Source organism: Inquilinus ginsengisoli (assembly GCF_031453975.1).
GTDB lineage: Bacteria > Pseudomonadota > Alphaproteobacteria > DSM-16000 > Inquilinaceae > Inquilinus > Inquilinus ginsengisoli_A.
On the sequence record NZ_JAVDPW010000002.1, the window covers coordinates 268,399 to 286,595 of the forward strand.

Sequence of the window (18,197 nt, forward strand, 5' to 3'; positions counted from 1 at the left end):
TGCGCAAACCCATTCCCATCTGTCATTGCCCGGCTTGACCGGGCAATGACAGCAAGGGGCAGATGACAGGTCGAGCCTTCAGTGCCTGGAGGGCAGGAAGTCCTCGATGTAGTCCTCGACCACGCGGTCGATGCTCTCGTCGATCGGCAGGCCCAGCGCCTTGGCCCGGTCCCAGCTGGCGTCGGTGGCCCAGCCGTCGACGATCGCCTGGATCACCGGGTCCGGCTTGGTGGTGATGGGCCCGAGCTTGATCTGGTACTTCTCGGCCACCCGCTTCACCGAGGCCACCATGTCCTCGACCGTGTAGGCCCGGCTGGGGAGGTTGACGGCGCGGTCATCGCCCAGCGCCGATGCCGGCGCCTCGTGCAGGCCGATGAAGCTGGCGACGCAGTTGCGGTAGCCCAGCATCGGCAGCTGCGCCCGGGTCACCGGCAGCACGCACTCCACGCCGTTCAGCGGCTCGCGGAACACGCCGGAGCAGAAGCTGGAGGCGGCGGAGTTCGCCTTGCCCGGCCGCACGAAGATGGTCGGCAGCCGCGCCGACCGGCCGTCGAAGAAGCCCTTGCGGCTGTAGTCGTTGATCAGCAGCTCGGTGATGGTCTTGGTGACGCCGTAGGTGGTCTGGCTGGTCTGCTTGGTGGAATCGGTCACCGTCTTCGGCATCACCGACCCGCCGAACACCGCGATCGAGCTGGCGGCGACCAGGCGCTGCGCCCCGCCCTTGCGCGCCCGCAGCGCCTCGAACACGTTCAGGCCGCCGTCGAGATTGACCTTCAGCGCCAGGTCGAAATCCTTCTCGCCGCCGCCGGACAGGATCGAGGCGAGGTGGAACATCGAGACGTCGTCGCGGTCGACCAGGCCGAAGACGGTGGCGCGGTCGGAGATGTCGCCGGTGACGATCGACACCCGGTCATCCAGCCCGTCCGGCCGCTCGTCGGGGGCCGCCATGTCGAACAGGGTGATGGCGTCGATCGGCTCCGGCCCACCGGAGATGCCGGTCAGCGTGCCGCGCTTCAGCAGCGCCCGCGCCAGGTTCAGCCCGACGAAACCGAGACCACCGGTGATGACGACCTTCATCCTGCGTTTCCTCTGATCCCGCTGCCTCCTGTGGAGGCAAGCGTATTGTATGACTTATAAGGTTTAGAGCGCCCCCAACCCGGCGGCAAGAAAAAGGGGCGCCCCGCGGAGCGCCCCTGTCCCGAAGTTCCGGCCGATCAGGCCTTGCCGGCCTCGCCCAGCGCCTGTTCGGCGGCGGCGATCTCGGCCTGGCGGCGACGCACCGCCTCGCCGACCGGCGGCCCCTGGAAGCGCCGGTTTTCCAGCGCGACCCAAAAGATGCCGAGCACCACGATCATCGCCACGGTGATGATCAGCACCTTGTCGTTCGGCGGCTGGATGCCGATCCAGAACAGGACGAAGGTCCCGATCACGGCCAGGAGGGCGATCGGCTTGTACGCGGCGCCCAGGCTGAACGGGCCGAAGGTGGTCCAGGTCTTGCCATGGGCCAGGATGCCGGCGGAGATCGGCATGGCGTAGGAGATGTAGAGGAACACGGCGCAGGCCGTCGCCAGGGTGGCGAAGGCCGGGGTGTAAAGCGTGACCAGCACCGACAGCACCGCCGTGGTCCAGATCGCGACCGCCGGCGTCCGGAACTTCGGGCTGACCGAGCGCAGCGCGTTCGAGAACGGCAGGCCGCCGTCGCGGGCGAAGGCGTAGGTCATGCGCGAGGTCGAGGTCAGGCCGGCCAGGGCGCACAGGTAGTTCGCCAGCACGATGCCGATGAACAGCAAGGTCCGGGCCCAGCCGGGCATCACCGAATCCATCAGCCAGTAGAAGACGTTGCCGCCCTGCGCTGCGCCGGCCGTCGGGTCCGGCATGGCCAGGACGAAGGCGCAGATCATGACGTAGCCGAAGATGCCCGACCAGATCACCGACTGCAGCATGCCGCGCGGCACGTTGCGGGCGGCGTCGACCGTCTCCTCCGAGGTGTGGGCCGAGGCATCGAAGCCGGTCACCGTGTAGACCGGCAGCAGCAGGCCGAGCAGGAAGGCGACGAAGATGCTGCTGCGCACCTCCGGGATCACGCCGCCGCCGAGGTCGCCGGTGTTGTTGGTGAAGGTGAACAGCCGGCCGAATTCGAGCGGGCCCGGGGCGTAGGCCAGCATGGCGATGGTCAGCACGATGGCGACGGCGAAGATCAGGTAGCCGCTGAAATCGGTCAGCAGCGTCGTCGCCCGGATGCCGAGATGGTTGAACAGCGCCTGGGTCAGCGTGATCAGCGAGATGCCGATGACCTGGTGCGTCACCGTCAGGGTGGCCGGGTCGATGCCGAAGATCGGGCCGAGGCCGTTCACGAACAGCACATAGGTGCCGACATTGACCGAGGCCACGACGAAGAGCAGGCCCAGCAGGTTGAACCAGGCCGTCACCCAGCCCCAGAACCGCCCGCCCAGGATCGAGCCCCAATGGTAGAGGCCGCCGGCGGTCGGGTAGGCCGAGGCGATCTGCGCCATGGCCAGGGCGACGATCAGGGCGAACAGGCAGCCCACCGGCCAGCCGATGCCGATGCCGGCGCCGCCGACGCTGCTGAAGGCGAGCTGGAACGACGTGATGCCGCCGGCCAGGATGCAGATGATCGAGAAGGAGATGGCGAAGTTCGAGAAGCCGCTCATCCGCCGCAGCAATTCCTGGGCATAGCCCATGCTGTGCAGAATCTTCACGTCGTCGGAGACGTCCGGCGCGCCTCCGGCCTGACGGTGACCGTCGTGGGACATGATGAACCCCCTGTTGTCGGTTCTGATGTGCTTCTTGGGCCGCCCCCTCTCGCGGCGGAAACGGGCACGATCCCACATCGATCGGCCCATATCTGGTAGAAACTGTCTCACCGAACCACAATCTCGGCAAGAGCGTTGCGGAAATGACAGTCGTGTGACGGCCGCCGCCGCGGCCTCTCTTGCCGCCGCTTCGCCGGACGTGCTCAGAATACCGCCGCAACGACCCGGCCGGCGCGAGCGGCGGGGCGACAGGGAAACGGGAGACTTCAGCACATCATGGCGCAACCGACCGCCCGGGCCGCGGCCCCGTTCACCGCCGCCGACGCCCGCAAACTCGTGGAAGAGAGCGACTACAGCCATATCAAGGTGGCGCTGACCGATGTCGACGGCATCCTGCGCGGCAAGTACATCTCGCGGGAGAAGTTCTTCTCGGCGCTGGAGAAGGGCTTCGCCTTCTGCGATGTGATCGTCGGCTGGGACAACAACGACCAGCTCTACGACAACACCCGCTACACCGGCTGGCACACCGCCTATCCCGACGCGCCGGTGCGCATCCTGCCGGAGACGATGCGCCGGCTGCCGTTCGAGAACGACCTGCCCTTCTTCCTGTGCGAGCTGGCCGACCAGGCCGAGGCGGTGTGCCCGCGCGCCGTGCTGCGCCGCATGCTGGACAAGGCCAAGGGCATGGGCTTCAGCCTGAAGGCGGCGTTCGAATACGAGTTCTTCATGTTCGACGAGACGCCGCATTCGGTGCGCGAGAAGAACTACCGCAACCTGACCAGCCTGACGCCGGGCTTCTTCGGCTATTCCGTGCTGCGCAACTCGGTGTGGTCGGACCTGTACCACGAGCTGCTGGGCACCATGCAGGCGATGGACTGCGAGATCGAGGGGCTGCACACCGAGACCGGCCCGGGCGTGCTGGAGGCGGCGATCGCGGTCGATGACGGCCTGGCCGCCGCCGACAAGGCGACGATCTTCAAGACCTTCACCAAGGTCATCGCCCAACGCAACAACCTGATGGCCACCTTCATGTCGAAGTGGTCGAACGCTTGGCCGGGGCAGAGCGGCCACATCCACATGTCGCTGCTCGACGCCAAGGGCAAGGCGGTGTTCCACGACCCCAAGGATCCGCATGAGATGAGTGCTGTGATGCGCCATTTCGTGGCCGGCCAGGTGGCGCTGCTGCCGGAGTTCCTGGCCATGGTGGCGCAGACGGTGAACGCCTATTCCCGGCTGATCCCGGGCTATTGGGCGCCGACCTCTTCGACCTGGGGGGTGGAGAACCGCACCACCGCGCTGCGCGTGATCAAGGGCGGGCCGAAGAGCCAGCGGGTCGAGTTCCGCATCGCCGCCGCCGACGCCAACCCCTACATCATCCTGGCCGCGGCGCTGGGCGCCGGGCTGTGGGGCATCGAGCACAAGCTGGAGCCGGGGGCGCCGGTGAAGGGCAACGCCTACGACAAGACCTTCCCGCGCAAGACAGAGCTGCCGCGCACCCTGTGGGATGCGTCGCAGCGGCTGAAGACCTCGAAGACCGCGCGCAGCCTGTTCGGCGACGACTGGGTCGACCACTACGCCGCCACCCGCGAATGGGAGGAGCGCGAATTCCGCAAACACATCACCGACTGGGAACTGGCACGGTACTTCGAGATCATCTGACCCGAACCGTCATTGCGAGCGTAGCGAAGCAATCCACGGCCGCTTCCACCGGCCCGATGGATTGCTTCGTCGGCTTCGCCTCCTCGCAATGACGGTGGAGGGTCGGGTCCTGTCACAGAGGAACCACCCATGGATCTCGGCCTGAGCGGAAAGACGGTGCTGGTCACCGGCGGATCGAAGGGCATCGGCCTGGCTTGTGCCCGCGCCTTCCTGGCGGAGGGCGCGCGCGTCGCGATCACCTCGCGCGCCCAAGCCAATCTCGACCGCGCGGCGGCGGAGCTGCCCGGAATCTTCGCCATCGCCGCCGACCTGATCGACGACGCCGCCGCGCTGCGGGTGGTCGAGACCGTTGAACGCGAATTCGGCCCGATCGACGTGCTGGTCAATTCCGCCGGCGCCGCGAAGCGGACCCCGGCCGAGGAGCTGACGCCGGCGGCGTGGCGGGCCGCGCTGGACGCCAAGTTCTTCTCCTACATCAACGTCATCGACCCTGTGGTGAAGCGCATGGCCGCGCGGGGAGCCGGTGTCGTCGTCAACGTCATCGGCAATGGCGGCAAGGTGCCGTCGGCGGTCCACATCGCCGGCGGCGCCGCCAATGCGGCGCTGATGCTGGCCACGGCGGGCCTGGCCACCGCCTATGCGGCGCGGGGCGTGCGCGTGATCGGGCTGAACCCCGGCCTGACCGAGACCGAGCGGGTGGCCGAAGGGCTGCAGGCCGAGACCAGGCTGCACGGCATCTCGCTGGACGAGGCGCGGCAGCGGGCGATCTCGCGGATCCCGCTGGGCCGTGCGGCGCGGCCGGAGGAGATCGCCGACGCCGTGCTGTTCCTGGCCTCGGCCAAGGCCAGCTACATCACCGGGGTCAACATCACCATGGATGGGGCGCAGTCTCCGGTTGTGGTGTGATGAGCGATGCGGCGCAGAAGGCCGGGCCTGGGGTTTCGGTGCCGGGCCTCGGCCTGCTGCTGGTGACCAGCCTGATGTGGGGCCTGAACTGGCCCTTCGTGAAGTACCTGCTGACGGCGCTGCCGCCCTTCTCGATCCGCGCCGCCAGCGGCCTGATCGGCACCGCGCTGGTGCTGGGGATCGCCCTGGCGCGCCGCGAATCCCTGCGGCCGCCGGCCGGGCAATGGGGCCGGCTGTGCCTGGCCGCCGGCCTGAACGTCAGCGCCTGGATGGCGCTGACCACCCTGTCGCTGCTGTGGCTGCGGGCGTCGGAGACGACGATCCTGGCCTACACCCTGCCGATCTGGTCCGCGCTGTTGGCCTGGCCGCTGCTGGGCGAACGGCCGACCGCCGCCCAGGTCTTCGGCCTGCTGCTCGGGCTGGCCGGCGTCGGCCTGCTGGTGGCGCATGGCGCGCCCGGCGAGGCCGACCCCTGGGCCAAGCTGCCGGGCGTGGCCTTCGCCCTGGCCGCGGCGATGCTGTTCGCGCTGGGCACCGTGCTGGCCAAGCGCGCGCCGGTGGCAATGCCGCCGACGGCGCTCGTGGCGTGGCAGACCGGGCTGGGCCTGCTGCCGCTGCTGGTCCTGTGGATGCTGCTCGAACGGCCGGATTTCGCCGGGCTGGACACGCGCAGCTGGCTGGCCCTGATCTATGGTGGGGCGCTGGCCTTCGGACTGGCCTATGTCACCTGGTTCGCGGCGCTGCGCCGCCTGCCGGCCTCGGTCGCCACCATCGGATCGCTGCTGGCGCCGGTGGTCGGGGTGATGGCCTCGGCCATGCTGCTGGGCGAACCGCTCGGCCTGCGCGAGGTCGGCGCCCTGGCCCTGACTCTGGGCGGCGTCGCCCTCGCCGCCTTCGCCCGCTGACCGGCGACTTCACGCGCCCGCGCGCTGGTTTGCGATGACGCCGGCGGCGCGCTAGGATCTCAACCAATATTGAGGTCTGGGGATAAGTCATGGCACATCAGGATCGACCGGCCATCCGCAGGGACCTGTCGGTGGGCGAGGTCGCCGGGCGCAGCGGCGTCGCCGTCTCCGCCATCCATTTCTACGAGGCCGAGGGCCTGATCGCGGGTTGGCGCACCGGGGCGAACCACCGCCGCTATGGTCGCGACGTGCTGCGCCGCATCGCCGTGATCAAGGTGGCGCAGCGCGCCGGCATCCCGCTGCGCGAGATCGGCGAGGCGCTGGCGACGCTGCCGGACGGGCGCAATCCGACGGCGGAGGATTGGCGCCGGCTGTCGGCCGGGTGGAAGGCCAGCCTGGACGACCGCATCGACCGGCTGACCCGGCTGCGCGACCAGCTGGCCAGCTGCATCGGCTGCGGCTGCCTGTCGATCGGCGACTGCCCGCTGCGCAACCCCCAAGATCGGCTGGGCGATGAGGGCGCCGGGCCGCGGCTGCTCGACCCGGTCGAGCCGTCGCAGGACGGGCTGGACCAGCATAACGCACGGCCGGTCCGGGAGGAGAGCTAACAACGCCTCACAACGGATATCGAGCAAGATCCCGGCCGCTGGATAAAATATAGTCCCGGCCGATCGTCGCTGCAGAAAGCCCGGTGAGCCTGACGCAAGGAGACTTGTCGATGCGCGAGACCGAACGCACGGACGCCGTCAACCAGGACCGGCGCAGGCTGCTGGCCACAGCCGCGATGGGGCTCGCCACCGCAGGCGCGGCCGGTCTGTTCCCCTCGCAGTCGGCGACGGCTGCCGCGGGTCCGGCTCCGGCCGCCACGGGCGACGCCATCCGCCCGTTCCGCATCGATGTTCCTGAGGCCGACGTCGTCGACCTGCGCCGGCGCATCGCCGCGACACGCTGGCCCGACCGGGAGACGGATCCGTCGCAGGGCATCCCGCTCGCCAAGCTCCAGCCGCTCGTCGCGTATTGGGGCACCGGCTACGACTGGCGGAAGGCGGAAGCGCAGCTGAATGCCCTGCCCCAGTTCATGATCACGATCGACGGCCTCGACATTCACTTCATCCACGTCCGCTCGAAGCATCCCGGCGCCCTGCCGGTGATCATCACCCATGGCTGGCCGGGTTCGGTGTTCGAGCAGCTCAAGATCGTCGGCCCCCTCACCGATCCGACCGCCCATGGCGGAGCCGCCGCGGACGCGTTCGACGTGGTGATCCCCTCGATGCCGGGCTATGGCTTCTCCGGCCGGCCGGCGGACACAGGCTGGAATGCCGACCGGATCGCCAAGACCTGGGCGGTGCTGATGCAGCGCCTGGGCTATACCCGCTACGTCGCCCAGGGCGGCGACTGGGGCTCCCCGGTCTCCAGCGCGATGGCGCGCCTGGCGCCGGCAGGCCTGCTGGGCATCCACATCAACCTGCCGGCGACGGTGCCGCCGGAGATCATCAAGGCGCTGGCCGATGGCGGCCCCGCGCCCGCCGGCCTCTCCGACAAGGAGCGCGCGGCGTTCGACACGCTCAGCACGGCCGCCAAGCAGGGGAACCGGTCCTATGCCACGATGATGGGCACCCGGCCGCAGACGATCGGCTACGGCCTGACGGATTCCCCGGCCGGCCTGGCGGCGTTCCTGCTCGGCCATCCCGGCTTCTCGAACTGGACCTACGGCAACAGCGATCCCGAGAAGTCTCCGGACGAGGTGCTGGACGACATCACCCTGTACTGGCTGACCAACACCGCGGTCTCCGCGGCGCGGCTGTACTGGGAGGTCGGCGGCCGCAGCGTCGTCTCCGCGGCCGCGGAGCAGACCGCCGAGATCGCGCTGCCGGTGGCGATCACGGTGTTCCCGGGCGAGACCTACCAGGCCCCGGAGACATGGGCCCGGCGCGCGTACCGAAACCTGAGCTACTTCCACGAGGTCGACAAGGGCGGCCACTTCGCCGCGTGGGAGGAGCCGGAGCTGTTCTCCGCCGAGATCCGGGCCGCTTTCCGGCCCTTGCGCAGCTGATCTGCCATGAAGCGGTCGGCCGGATGTGCGCTGCCCTTCCCAAGGCAGCCAAACCAAAGGAGCAAGACATGACCAGTGCGGACAACACCCAAGGAGCCAAGCCGATCGAGCTGAAGCTCGAGGTCGTCACCATCCCGGTTTCGGACATCGATCGCGCCAAGAGCTTCTACAGCGGCCTGGGCTGGCGGGTCGACGCCGACATCTCGGGCGACAATTTCCGGGTCATCCAGGTCACGCCTCCGGGCTCGCCGGCCTCGGTCATCTTCGGCAAGGGCAACGTGGTGGCGCCCTACTTCATCGTGTCCGACATCGTGGCGACACAGGCCGCGCTCGCCGCCCGCGGCGTCGATGTCGGCGAGGTGTATCACTTCGACGAGAAGGGCGAGCGCCGCAGCGGGCCGGAGCCGACGCGGCGCAGCTACGCCTCCTGGGCCTCGTTCAAGGATCCGGACGGCAACCCCTGGCAGATCCAGGAGGTCACCAATCGCCTGCCCGGGCGCGTGGAGGCGGGCGACACGAAATTCACCTCTTCGACCGAGCTCGCGGCGGCGCTGCGCCGTGCGGCGGCGGCGCATGGCGAACACGAGAAGCGGAACGGCGGGCAGCACGATGCCAACTGGCCCGACTGGTACGCCGAGTACATCGTCCGGGAGCAGGCCGGCCAGGAGCTGCCGCTGTAGGCAACGTCGTCAGCGGCGGCGACCTGCTTCGGCTGGAGACGGGGTGATCGACATCGCGCCGACCACCCCGCCCTTGCCTGGCCTGCCTGGCCTGAGATGACCCTACGCCTTCACCCGCACCATCTTGGGGTCGTAGAGCGGATCGAGGTGCAGGGTGCAGGGCACCCGCTCGGCCGCGACCTCCAACGCGTAGGTCCCGGCCCGGACCGCGTCCGGATCCAGCCCGGCGGGGTCGCGGACATAGCCCAGGCCGATCGGCTTGCCCAGGGTGTGGCCGAAGCCGCCGCTGGACAGCCAGCCGGCCGGCTTGCCGTCGCGCAGGATGGTCTCGCGCCCCAGCAGCACCACCGAGGGATCGTCGACGGTGAAGGTGGCGAGGAGTTTCTTGAGCCGCTGGCCGCGCTGCGCCTCCAGCGCCTCCCGGCCCAGGAACGGGATGGCGGTCTTCAGCTTCACCGCCCAGCCGAGCCCGGCCTCCAGCGGCGTGTGGTCCGGCCCGATGTCGCTGCCCCAGGCGCGATAGCCCTTCTCCAGCCGCAGCGTCTCGATGGCGCGGTAGCCGGCATTGGCGATGCCGAATTCCGCCCCCGCCGCCATCACCGCCTCATAGACCCCGACGGCGAATTCGGTCGGGATGTGCAACTCCCAGCCGAGTTCGCCGACATAGGTGATGCGCAGCGCGATGACCGGGGCGCCGGCCAGCGCCAACTGCCGCACCCGGGCGAAGGGGAAGCCGGCGTTGGAGACGTCGTCGCGGGTCAGTTTCTGCAGCACGTCCCGTGCCCTGGGCCCCATCAGGCTGAGCACGGCATAGGCCGAGGTGACGTCGACCAGATGCGCGTCCGCACCCGCCGGCAGGTTGCGGTTGATCCAGTCGAAATCATGGGTGGCGAAGCCGGTGCCGGTGGTGATGTGGTAGCGGTCCGCCGCCAGCCGGGCGACGGTGAGGTCGCATTCGATGCCGCCCTTGGCGTTCAGCATCTGGGTGTAGGTCAGCGTGCCCGGCGGCCGCGACACGTCGTTGGCGCAGATCCAGGACAGCGCTGTCTCCGCGTCGCGCCCGACCAGCAGGAACTTGGCGAAGGAGGACTGGTCGAACACCGCCACCGCCTCGCGCGTCGCCCGGTGCTCGCGCCCCACCGCCTCGAACCAGTTCGGGCGGCCGAAGGTCGGGATCTCCTCCGGCGTCTCGCCGGCGGCGGCGAACCAGTTCGGCCGCTCCCAGCCCAGCTTCTCGCCGAAGCAGGCGCCTTGGGCCTTGAGGCGATCATACAGCGGCGACCGGCGCAGCGGCCGGGCGCTGGCATGCTCCTCGTTCGGCCAGGCCATGGCGTAGTGCTTGCCGTAGGATTCCAGCGTCCGCCGGCGCACCCAGTCGACATCGGCCTGGGCCCGGCCGAAGCGCCTGATGTCGACCGGCCACAGGTCGTAGGGCGGCTGGTTGCCTGCGATCCATTCCGCCAGCGCCTTGCCGGCGCCGCCGCCCGAGGCGATGCCGAAGGCGTTGAAGCCGGCGCCGACATAGAAGCCGCGCAGCTCCGGCGCCTCGCCCAGGATGAAGTTGCCGTCGGGGGTGAAGCTTTCCGGCCCGGCGATCAGTTCCTTGATCCCGGCGGTCTCCAGCGCCGGCACCCGGCCCATCGCCAGTTCGACGATCTGCTGGAAATGATCCCAGTTCGGCTGCAGCAGCTGGAAATTGAAGCCGTCCGGGATGCCGTCGACCGCCCAGGCGATCGGGTTCGGCTCATAGCCGCCCATCACCAGGCCGCCGACCTCCTCCTTCCAATAGGTCAACCGGTCGGGGTCGCGCAGCGTCGGCAGGGTGCGCGGCACGCCCGGGATCGCCTCGGTCACCATGTACTGGTGCTCGACCGACACCAGCGGCACGTTGACCCCGACCATCCGGCCGAGCTCGCGCGCCCATTGCCCGGCGCAGTTCACCGCCACCTCGCAGGCGATGCGGCCGCGGCTGGTCAGCACCGCCGTCACCCGCCCATCCCGGGTCTCGATGCCGGTGACCTCGGTGTCCTCCCGGATCGTCACGCCGCCCATGCGGGCGCCCTTGGCCAGGGACTGGGTGATGTCGGACGGGTTGGCCTGGCCGTCGGTCGGAAGGTACGCGGCACCGACCACGTCCTCGACCTGCATCAGCGGCCACAGGTCCTGCGCCTCCCTGGCCGATAGCAAATGCATTTCAAGCCCGAAGCTCTTGGCCGTGGTGGCCTGGCGCTTCAGCTCGGTCCAGCGCGCCTCGGTGCAGGCCAGGCGCAGGCCCCCGTTCATCTTCCAGCCGGTGGCCAGGCCGGTCTCGCGCTCAAGCTCAGTGTACAGCCGCACCGAATGGCCCAAGAGCTGGGTGATGTTGGCGTTGGAGCGCAGCTGGCCGACCAGGCCTGCGGCATGGAAGGTGGAGCCGGAGGTCAGCTTGTGCCGCTCGATCACCACGGTGTCGGCCCAGCCCAGCTTGGCCAGGTGGTAGGCGGTCGAGGTGCCGACGATGCCGCCGCCGATGACGACCGCGCGCGCCTGGGTGGGGAATTCGCTCATCGGCTCACAGTCCTTGGAAATCGGTCCAGGCGGCTTCGAAGCGCCGCAGGTTGGCTTCGGTGTAGGCGACGTAGTCGACCTCGAGGGTCGAATGGATCTCGGACACCATGCCCCACAGCACCTCGCGCAGCGCCGCGGCCGCCTTCATCGCGGTGTAGCGCCAGCGCAGTCCGGCCGAGGCCGGGGCGCCGAAATAGGCCTCCAGCATCACCGCTTCCTCCGCCACGGAGAAGCCGTTGTTCGAGGCCAGGCCGCCGAGGTCGAAGAGCGGGCTGTTGAAGCCGGCATAGTCCCAATCGACCAGCCACAGCCGATCACCGTCATCGATGAAGTTGGCGGCCAGCAGGTCGTTGTGGCCGAACACCAGGTCGACCGGACCCACCGCCGCCTCCAGCCGCGCCGCCTTGTCCAGCAGCGCCGCCAGCTCGGCGGCCGGCCGCCGCCCCGCCAGCCCGTGGCCGTAGTCGCGCAGCACGTGGAACACCCAGAACACCAGGGCCGGGCCGCGCAGATGGGCCGGCATTTCGCGATGCACCCGGCACACCAGGTCGAGCGCCCGCGGCAGCTCCTGCCGCACCCGCTCGGCCGTCAGGGTCTCGCCGTCGATGAAGCGGGTCACCAGGATGCCGGGCTGGGCATGCTCCACCGCCGGCGAGATGCCGGCCTCGGCTGCGGCGCGGCTGGCCGCCAGCTCGTTGAAGCGCAGGATGTGATGGTGCGGGATGTCGTCGCCCAGCCGCACGACATGGCGCCCGGCGGCATCGTCGACCCGGTAGTTGCGGTTGGTCAGGCCGCCGGCCAGTGGCGCGATGGCGATGCGCCCGCTCCAGCACCCCAGCCCGGCGATGATGTCCGACGCCTCCGGCATCCTGGTCCCCCCGCCCGGTTTCCTGGGAGTGTCGGCGGACAGGCTGCGGCCGTCAATCCAGAACCACCATAAAACCACGTATAGCCACGCGATACTGTGGCTCTGTGCTGCAAATCGCCCCTGATGTGCGACAATCAGGTCCGTTTTGGCGGCCGGATGCGATCGAAGCTGGACACCGCGGCCGGTCCCGCCGATATGCTAGGCAACCCTAGGGACCGAGGAAACGCCGCAACGCCGATGTTGTCCAACCGTTGGCAGGGCGAGATCCTGCAGGCCGTGCGCGAGACCGGCAGCTGCAGCATCACCGACCTGGCGCGTCGCTTCGACGTCTCGACCGAGACCGTGCGGCGCAGCGTCAAGCCGCTGATCGAGGCCGGCGCCGTGATCCGCTTCCATGGCGGCGTGATGCTGCCCGACGGGCTGGAGGAGCCGCCGTTCCAGCGCCGGATGCAGCGCAACCGCGAGGCCAAGCAGGCGGTGGCCGCGCTGGTCGCGGCGCGGATCGCCGACGGCGACCCCATCATCCTCGACAATGGCACCACCTCCGCCTATGTCGCCCAGGCGCTGGCGCATCATTCCCGGCTGGTGGTGGTGACCAATTCGGCGGAGATCGCCTGCCGCCTGGCGCCGCGCAACGACAACCGCGTCTTCCTGGCCGGCGGCGAGGTCAATGGCGACGACGTCGCCGCCTTCGGCCCTTCTGCCATCGCCTTCGTGCGCCAGTTCCAGGTACGCTGCGCCGTGCTGTCGGTCGGCGGCATCAACGGCCGCGGCGAGCTGGTCGATTTCCACCTGTTCGAGGCAGAGTTCTCGCATGCCGCCATGGCCCAGGCGGCGGAGACCTGGGTGATCGCCGACCACACCAAATTCGGCCGCGAGGCGCCGGTGAAGGTGTGCAACCTGGCCGATGTCGACCTGGTCGCCACCGACCGACCGCCCCCGCCCGACTTCGCCCGCCGCTGCGAGACGGCCGGGGTCAGGATCGTGCTGCCGGGGCACAGTCCCTAGCCGAAAGACCGCGCGGCGACGCCCGCGACCACATCCTCGATGATCTCCTGCAGCTCCGCCGGCGTCGCGCCGTCCCGGGCCTGGATCGAGATGCCCTGCATGACCGCCGCCAGATGCCGGGCCAGGCGGCGCCCCTCCTCCGCATCGGCGAAGGGTCGCAGGGCCTGCGCGATCCGCTCGCGCGTGGCATCGCGCCGAACGGCGAGGTCGCGGGCCAGCGCGGCGTTGTCCGGATGGCAGGCGATCATGCCGCTGGAGACCATACAGCCGCGCTCGCGATCCGGATGGGTGACGGCCGCGGCCGCCGTCTCGAGCAGCCGCCGCACCGCCTCCGCCAGCGTCGTGGCCGAACCGATCGACGTCACGTCGACCGAGCCGAGGCCATGCTCGTAGCGGTCTAGCGCCTCGCGGTAGAGGCCGGCCTTGCTGCCGAAGGCCGCGTAGAGGCTCGGCGGCGCGATGCCGATGGCCTTGGTCAGGTCGCCGACCGAGACGCCTTCATAGCCATGCCGCCAGAACAACCGCATGGCGGTCTCGACCGCGCTGTCGCGGTCGAAGCTCCACGGGCGGCCGCCGCGCGATTTTTCATCCGGTTCCATATCGACCACTAAACAACATCTTGACGGCCGGCGTCAAATAGGTTGATTAGCGATCGATAAACAACATGGATGATGTTCTCATGGTTCCCTCACGACGCAGCTTCCTGGCCGGCGCGGCCAGCCTCGCCGCCCTGGCGGTGCAGGCCAAATTCGGCATCGCGGCGACGCCGGCACGGGAGACATTCTCTGTCCGGTCATCGGACGGGACGATGCTGACAGGAGACGCGCAGGGCGACCCGCAGGCGCCGGAGATCCTGTTCATCCACGGCCTGCGCCAGAGCCGGCTGAGCTGGGACAAGCAGTTCTCCGACCCGGCCCTGTCCGGCTTCCGCCTGGTCCGCTTCGACCTGCGCGGCCACGGCGATTCGGACAAGCCGCCCTCGCCCGATGCCTATGCTGATGCCGATCGCTGGGCCGACGACGTCGCCGCCGTGATCGCCGCCGCGAAGCTGCGCCGCCCCGTCCTGGTGGGCTGGTCGCTCGGCGGCTACGTGGCCGGCGCGTATCTCAGGAAATACGGCGGCGCGGGGGTGTCGGGGATCAACCTGGTCGACGCGGTCACCAAGCTGTCGCCGGACCTGCTGACGCCGCTGGCGGGGACCTTCGCCCGCACCACCACCTCGCCCGACCTGGCGGAGCGGACGGCCGAGACCGCGCGCTTCCTCGAGGCCTGCTTCCACCAGCCGCCGACCGGCGTCGAGCTGCAGCGCATGCTTGTCGTCAACGGCATGACCGCGCGCGCCGTGGCCGAGGGCTTCGTCAAGACCACGACGCCCGATCTCGAACCGGTCTTCCAGGCCTATGCCGGCCCGATCCTGCTGACCCATGGGGCGCATGACCGGCTGGTCCGCCTAGCCATGTCGGAACGGATCCAGGCGCTCCGTCCCGGCAGCCGCCTCTCGGTCTATGCCGACAGCGGCCACAGCCCCTTCTACGAGGAGCCGGCGCGCTTCGGACGCGAGCTCGCCACCTTCGTGACGGCCTCGGCCAGGGGTTGATCGCCGGTTAACGGCCGGGTGGCGCGCCTGCGCCATCCGGCAGGGCCCTGGGGCATGAACGAGCTCCGATGGTATAGATGCCTGCCGATCGGCCGGGGGGAGGCGAACATGAAGCGCGTGCTGATCACGGGCATGTCCGGAACCGGGAAGTCCGCAGTGATCCAGGAGTTGGCCGCGCGAGGCTGTCGGGCTCTCGATCTCGACACGCCGGAATGGTCGCATTGGGTCGACGCCGCCCCCCCGGACGGGCTGACCCCGGCCGAAGGTCAGGACTGGGTGTGGCGGGAGGACCGCGTCCGCGACCTCCTCTCCACGCCGCGGGACGGGCCCCTGTTCATCAGCGGTTGCGCCGAGAACATGGGCCGGCTGTTCCCCCTGATCGAAACGGTGATCCTGCTCTCCGCCCCGGTCGACACCATCATGGCACGGCTCACGGCACGATCCGCCGACGGCTATGGCAGCACCGCGAAGGAACGGCGGAAGGTCGGCGAGCTGATCGCGATGATCGAGCCGCTGCTGAGACAGGCCGCCCATCACGAGATCGACACCACCGGGCCGGTGCCGGCGACGGTCGATGAGATCCTTCGGCTGGCGTAGCGGAAGGTCCCCCATGCTCTTCCAGTTCGCCAAGCTGCTGACGCCACTGGCCACGCCCTGGGATCTGGTGGTCGCCGGTCCGGTCCACTTCGCCGGCTACGTCCTGCCCTGGGGGCAGCTCTCGTTCTGGGCGGCCCATCTGCTGCCCGGCTCGTGACCTGGCTCAGCCGTTCAGCAGCCCCAGCGCCTCGTCCAGCAGCTCCTGCGTCGCCGCGGCGATGACGCGGGGGCCGGAGGCGATGGTCAGCGGGCGCCCCTCCCAATCCGTGATCACCCCGCCCGCACCTTCGATCACCGGCGCCAGGGCCATGAAGTCGTAGGGCTGCAGCGAGGCTTCGATCACCAGGTCGCAATGGCCGGAGGCGAGCAGCCCGTAGGGGTAGCAGTCGCCGCCGAAGCGCCGGAACGCGGCCTTGCGGCTGAGCGCGTCGTAGCGCGGCCAGGTCGCCGCATCGAAGAAGTCCGGCGAGGTGGTGTAGAGCCGCGCCTCGGCCAGGCTGCGGCAGCCGCTGGCCCGCGCCGGCGCGCCGCCGAAGCGGGTGCCGGCCGCGGTGCCCACCCAGCGCTCGCCGGTCGCCGGGGCGTCGATCACGCCCAGCACCGGGCGGCCGGCATCGGCCAGCGCGATCAGCGTGCCGAACAGCGGCAGGCCGGTGATGAAGCTCTTGGTGCCGTCGATCGGATCGATCACCCAGGTGTAGCGGCCGGAGCCTTCCTGCCCCCGCTCCTCCCCCAGGATGGCATGGTCGGGATACGCGGCGCGGATGCGGGCCCGCAACTCGTCCTCGATCGCCCGGTCGGCGATGGTGACCGGGCTTTCGTCGCCCTTGCGCTCGATGTCGAGCGGGGTGCGGAACCAGTGCAGCGCGATCGGCCGGGCGGCGTCGGCCAGCTCCGCCGCGAAGCCCGCGGCCGCGTCGAGGTCGATGGTGTCGGACATCTGCGTCTCCCGGTTTTCCCCGCGGTAGGCCCGCCGGCGCGGATCTGTCAATCCGTCTCCCGCCGGCATGAGGGATTCTGTGGCATCGCCTGTGGCTTCATCCGGCCATGCGCCGCGCGCCGTGCACGCCATGCCCGGATCGCTCTTGGGAAATCCGGGGCGATGGCCCCAAGATGCGCGCCGCGCGACCTCGTCGAGATGACCGCCCGAGAGTGACTGAATGACCATGATCCTGAAGACCATCACGCCGGTGAACGGCGGCGTCTATGTCGAACGCCCCCTGGCGACCGAAGCCGAGGCGGAAACGGCGCTGGCCCGCGCCCGCGCCGCCCAGGCCGGCTGGCGTGCCGTGCCGCTGGCCGAGCGGGCGCGCCTGCTGTCGGCCGCGGTCGACGCCTTCGTCGCCGCCGGGCCGGAGATCGCGACCGAGATCACATGGCAGATGGGCCGGCCGATCCGCTACACCCCCGGCGAGGTCCGCGGCTTCGAAGAGCGGTCGCGCTACATGATCGGCGTGGCCGAACAGGCGCTGGCCGACATCGATGTCGGGCCGAAGGAGGGCTTCCGCCGCTTCATCCGGCGCGACCCGCTGGGCACCGTCTTCGTGGTCGCGCCGTGGAACTACCCCTATCTCACCGCGGTCAACGCGGTGCTGCCGGCGCTGCTGGCCGGCAACACGGTGATCCTGAAGCATTCGCACCAGACCCCGCTCTGCGCCGAGCGCTTCGGCGAAGCTCTGGCCGGACTGCCGGCCGGCGTGTTCCAGCACATCCATGCCGACCACCAGACCACGGCCAAGATGATCGGCAGCGGCGCGGTCGACTTCGTCGCCTTCACCGGATCGGTGCCGGGCGGCCGCGCGGTCGAGGAGGCCGCGGTCGGCCGCTTCATCGGCGTCGGGCTGGAGCTCGGCGGCAAGGACCCGGGCTATGTCCGCGCCGACGCCGACCTGAGGCATGCGGTCGAGACCCTGGTCGACGGCGCCTTCTTCAACTCCGGCCAGTCCTGCTGCGGCATCGAGCGGATCTATGTCCATGAGGCGGTCTACGATGCCTTCGTCGAGGGCGCGGTCGAGCTGACCCGGCAATACGTCCTGGGCGACCCGACCGAGGAGGCGACGACGCTGGGGCCGATGGTGCGGGCCGCCGCCGCCGATTTCGTGCGCGGCCAGACCGCCGAGGCGGTGCGCCAGGGCGCCCGCGCCCTGATCGACGCCAAGGGCTTCGCCGCCGACAAGGTGGGCACACCCTACCTGGCGCCGCAGATCCTGACCGGCGTCGACCATTCGATGCGGGTGATGTCGGAGGAGAGCTTCGGCCCGGTCGTCGGCATCATGAAGGTGGCGTCGGACGACGAGGCGGTGCGGCTGATGAACGACAGCCCCTACGGCCTGACCGCGTCGGTCTTCACCCGCGACGTCGACGCCGCCATCGCCATCGGCGACCGGGTCGCCACCGGCACCTGGTTCCTGAACCGCTGCGACTATCTGGACCCGGCCCTGGCCTGGACCGGCGTCAAGGATTCCGGCCGCGGCTGCACCCTGTCGGCGCTCGGCTACGACTACCTGACCCGGCCGAAGTCGTTCCACCTGCGGCTGCCCTGAGCGGCGCCCTCCCCTCTCCTGTCATGCTCGGGCTTGACCCGAGCATCCAGGGGCGGCAAG

At 69.8% G+C, this 18,197-nt stretch carries 17 protein-coding genes; 11 read left to right on the plus strand and 6 right to left on the minus strand.

From position 1 onward, the window contains the following. Nucleotides 1–78 precede the first annotated feature (78 nt). Nucleotides 79–1,077: a D-erythronate dehydrogenase gene (gene denD, locus E9232_RS05070; protein WP_309792515.1), complete on the minus strand. Its 999-nt coding sequence runs from the start codon at nt 1,075–1,077 to the stop codon at nt 79–81. A gap of 137 nt (nt 1,078–1,214) precedes the next feature. After that, nucleotides 1,215–2,774, minus strand: a complete 1,560-nt coding sequence (locus E9232_RS05075) for an amino acid permease (protein ID WP_309792516.1) — start codon at nt 2,772–2,774, stop codon at nt 1,215–1,217. Between the two features lie 276 nt (nt 2,775–3,050). On the opposite strand from E9232_RS05075, the gene E9232_RS05080 reads away from it, so the two are divergent. The 6 genes from E9232_RS05080 to E9232_RS05105 all read left to right on the plus strand — a co-directional run bounded on the left by E9232_RS05080 (nt 3,051) and on the right by E9232_RS05105 (nt 8,977). Then, nucleotides 3,051–4,433 carry a glutamine synthetase family protein gene (locus E9232_RS05080; RefSeq protein ID WP_309792517.1) on the plus strand — a complete coding sequence of 461 codons (1,383 nt, stop codon included), beginning with the start codon at nt 3,051–3,053 and terminating at the stop codon, nt 4,431–4,433. Between the two features lie 129 nt (nt 4,434–4,562). Beyond that, nucleotides 4,563–5,339: an SDR family oxidoreductase gene (locus E9232_RS05085; protein ID WP_309792518.1), complete on the plus strand. Its 777-nt coding sequence runs from the start codon at nt 4,563–4,565 to the stop codon at nt 5,337–5,339. Next, entirely contained in the window at nt 5,339–6,244 is a 906-nt protein-coding gene (locus tag E9232_RS05090; RefSeq protein WP_309792519.1) for a DMT family transporter, read from the plus strand. Before E9232_RS05085 ends, E9232_RS05090 begins: the two co-directional genes overlap by 1 nt. An 89-nt stretch (nt 6,245–6,333) precedes the next feature. Continuing rightward, complete coding sequence (soxR, locus tag E9232_RS05095; protein ID WP_309792520.1) at nt 6,334–6,852, plus strand: redox-sensitive transcriptional activator SoxR; 519 nt, start codon at nt 6,334–6,336, stop codon at nt 6,850–6,852. Between the two features lie 110 nt (nt 6,853–6,962). Then, on the plus strand, nt 6,963–8,297 hold the full coding sequence (locus E9232_RS05100; RefSeq protein ID WP_309792521.1) for an epoxide hydrolase family protein: 1,335 nt from the start codon (nt 6,963–6,965) through the stop codon (nt 8,295–8,297). 68 nt (nt 8,298–8,365) lie between these two features. Next, complete coding sequence (locus E9232_RS05105) at nt 8,366–8,977, plus strand: VOC family protein (RefSeq protein WP_309792523.1); 612 nt, start codon at nt 8,366–8,368, stop codon at nt 8,975–8,977. 102 nt (nt 8,978–9,079) lie between these two features. Here E9232_RS05105 and E9232_RS05110 read toward each other — a convergent pair whose 3' ends face one another. Both E9232_RS05110 and E9232_RS05115 read right to left on the minus strand, forming a co-directional pair. Then, a complete protein-coding gene (locus E9232_RS05110) occupies nt 9,080–11,524 on the minus strand; it encodes a GcvT family protein (protein WP_309792524.1) in 2,445 nt (814 codons plus the stop codon). A gap of 4 nt (nt 11,525–11,528) precedes the next feature. Beyond that, on the minus strand, nt 11,529–12,392 hold the full coding sequence (locus E9232_RS05115; RefSeq protein ID WP_309792525.1) for a phosphotransferase: 864 nt from the start codon (nt 12,390–12,392) through the stop codon (nt 11,529–11,531). Between the two features lie 237 nt (nt 12,393–12,629). Here E9232_RS05115 and E9232_RS05120 point away from each other — a divergent pair, with 237 nt between their 5' ends. After that, nucleotides 12,630–13,400 (plus strand): DeoR/GlpR family DNA-binding transcription regulator, encoded by a 771-nt coding sequence (locus tag E9232_RS05120; protein ID WP_309792526.1) that lies wholly within the window; start codon nt 12,630–12,632, stop codon nt 13,398–13,400. On the opposite strand, the gene E9232_RS05125 is transcribed toward E9232_RS05120, so the two are convergent. Further along, nucleotides 13,397–13,999 (minus strand): TetR/AcrR family transcriptional regulator, encoded by a 603-nt coding sequence (locus tag E9232_RS05125; RefSeq protein WP_309792527.1) that lies wholly within the window; start codon nt 13,997–13,999, stop codon nt 13,397–13,399. The two genes, E9232_RS05120 and E9232_RS05125, sit on opposite strands and share 4 nt — an antisense overlap. Before the next feature lie 80 nt (nt 14,000–14,079). Here E9232_RS05125 and E9232_RS05130 point away from each other — a divergent pair, with 80 nt between their 5' ends. The 3 genes from E9232_RS05130 (at nt 14,080) to E9232_RS05140 (ending at nt 15,751) form a co-directional block, all read left to right on the plus strand. Beyond that, the gene (locus E9232_RS05130) at nt 14,080–14,997 is read left to right on the plus strand and encodes an alpha/beta fold hydrolase (protein ID WP_309792528.1); all 918 of its coding nucleotides are present in this window, start codon (nt 14,080–14,082) and stop codon (nt 14,995–14,997) included. A 108-nt stretch (nt 14,998–15,105) separates the two neighbouring features. After that, nucleotides 15,106–15,594 (plus strand): AAA family ATPase, encoded by a 489-nt coding sequence (locus E9232_RS05135; RefSeq protein WP_309792529.1) that lies wholly within the window; start codon nt 15,106–15,108, stop codon nt 15,592–15,594. Nucleotides 15,595–15,607: 13 nt separating this feature from the next. Then, on the plus strand, nt 15,608–15,751 hold the full coding sequence (locus E9232_RS05140; RefSeq protein WP_309792530.1) for a hypothetical protein: 144 nt from the start codon (nt 15,608–15,610) through the stop codon (nt 15,749–15,751). A gap of 6 nt (nt 15,752–15,757) precedes the next feature. Here E9232_RS05140 and hisN read toward each other — a convergent pair whose 3' ends face one another. After that, the gene (gene hisN, locus E9232_RS05145) at nt 15,758–16,534 is read right to left on the minus strand and encodes a histidinol-phosphatase (RefSeq protein ID WP_309792531.1); all 777 of its coding nucleotides are present in this window, start codon (nt 16,532–16,534) and stop codon (nt 15,758–15,760) included. A 220-nt stretch (nt 16,535–16,754) separates the two neighbouring features. On the opposite strand from hisN, the gene E9232_RS05150 reads away from it, so the two are divergent. After that, on the plus strand, nt 16,755–18,137 hold the full coding sequence (locus E9232_RS05150; protein ID WP_309792532.1) for an aldehyde dehydrogenase family protein: 1,383 nt from the start codon (nt 16,755–16,757) through the stop codon (nt 18,135–18,137). The last annotated feature ends 60 nt before the right edge of the window (nt 18,138–18,197 follow it).

Bases quoted from the DNA above. Each gene is read 5' to 3' on its own strand.
- E9232_RS05150 (WP_309792532.1), top strand. From the start codon at position 16,755: ATGACCATGATCCTGAAGACCATCACGCCGGTGAACGGCGGCGTCTAT.
- E9232_RS05085 (WP_309792518.1), top strand. From the start codon at position 4,563: ATGGATCTCGGCCTGAGCGGAAAGACGGTGCTGGTCACCGGCGGATCG.
- E9232_RS05115 (WP_309792525.1), bottom strand. From the start codon at position 12,392: ATGCCGGAGGCGTCGGACATCATCGCCGGGCTGGGGTGCTGGAGCGGG.
- E9232_RS05100 (WP_309792521.1), top strand. From the start codon at position 6,963: ATGCGCGAGACCGAACGCACGGACGCCGTCAACCAGGACCGGCGCAGG.
- E9232_RS05135 (WP_309792529.1), top strand. From the start codon at position 15,106: ATGAAGCGCGTGCTGATCACGGGCATGTCCGGAACCGGGAAGTCCGCA.
- denD (WP_309792515.1), bottom strand. From the start codon at position 1,077: ATGAAGGTCGTCATCACCGGTGGTCTCGGTTTCGTCGGGCTGAACCTG.
- E9232_RS05075 (WP_309792516.1), bottom strand. From the start codon at position 2,774: ATGTCCCACGACGGTCACCGTCAGGCCGGAGGCGCGCCGGACGTCTCC.
- E9232_RS05110 (WP_309792524.1), bottom strand. From the start codon at position 11,524: ATGAGCGAATTCCCCACCCAGGCGCGCGCGGTCGTCATCGGCGGCGGC.
- hisN (WP_309792531.1), bottom strand. From the start codon at position 16,534: ATGTCCGACACCATCGACCTCGACGCGGCCGCGGGCTTCGCGGCGGAG.
- E9232_RS05120 (WP_309792526.1), top strand. From the start codon at position 12,630: ATGTTGTCCAACCGTTGGCAGGGCGAGATCCTGCAGGCCGTGCGCGAG.
- E9232_RS05090 (WP_309792519.1), top strand. From the start codon at position 5,339: ATGAGCGATGCGGCGCAGAAGGCCGGGCCTGGGGTTTCGGTGCCGGGC.
- E9232_RS05140 (WP_309792530.1), top strand. From the start codon at position 15,608: ATGCTCTTCCAGTTCGCCAAGCTGCTGACGCCACTGGCCACGCCCTGG.
- E9232_RS05125 (WP_309792527.1), bottom strand. From the start codon at position 13,999: ATGGAACCGGATGAAAAATCGCGCGGCGGCCGCCCGTGGAGCTTCGAC.
- E9232_RS05105 (WP_309792523.1), top strand. From the start codon at position 8,366: ATGACCAGTGCGGACAACACCCAAGGAGCCAAGCCGATCGAGCTGAAG.
- E9232_RS05130 (WP_309792528.1), top strand. From the start codon at position 14,080: ATGGTTCCCTCACGACGCAGCTTCCTGGCCGGCGCGGCCAGCCTCGCC.
- E9232_RS05080 (WP_309792517.1), top strand. From the start codon at position 3,051: ATGGCGCAACCGACCGCCCGGGCCGCGGCCCCGTTCACCGCCGCCGAC.
- soxR (WP_309792520.1), top strand. From the start codon at position 6,334: ATGGCACATCAGGATCGACCGGCCATCCGCAGGGACCTGTCGGTGGGC.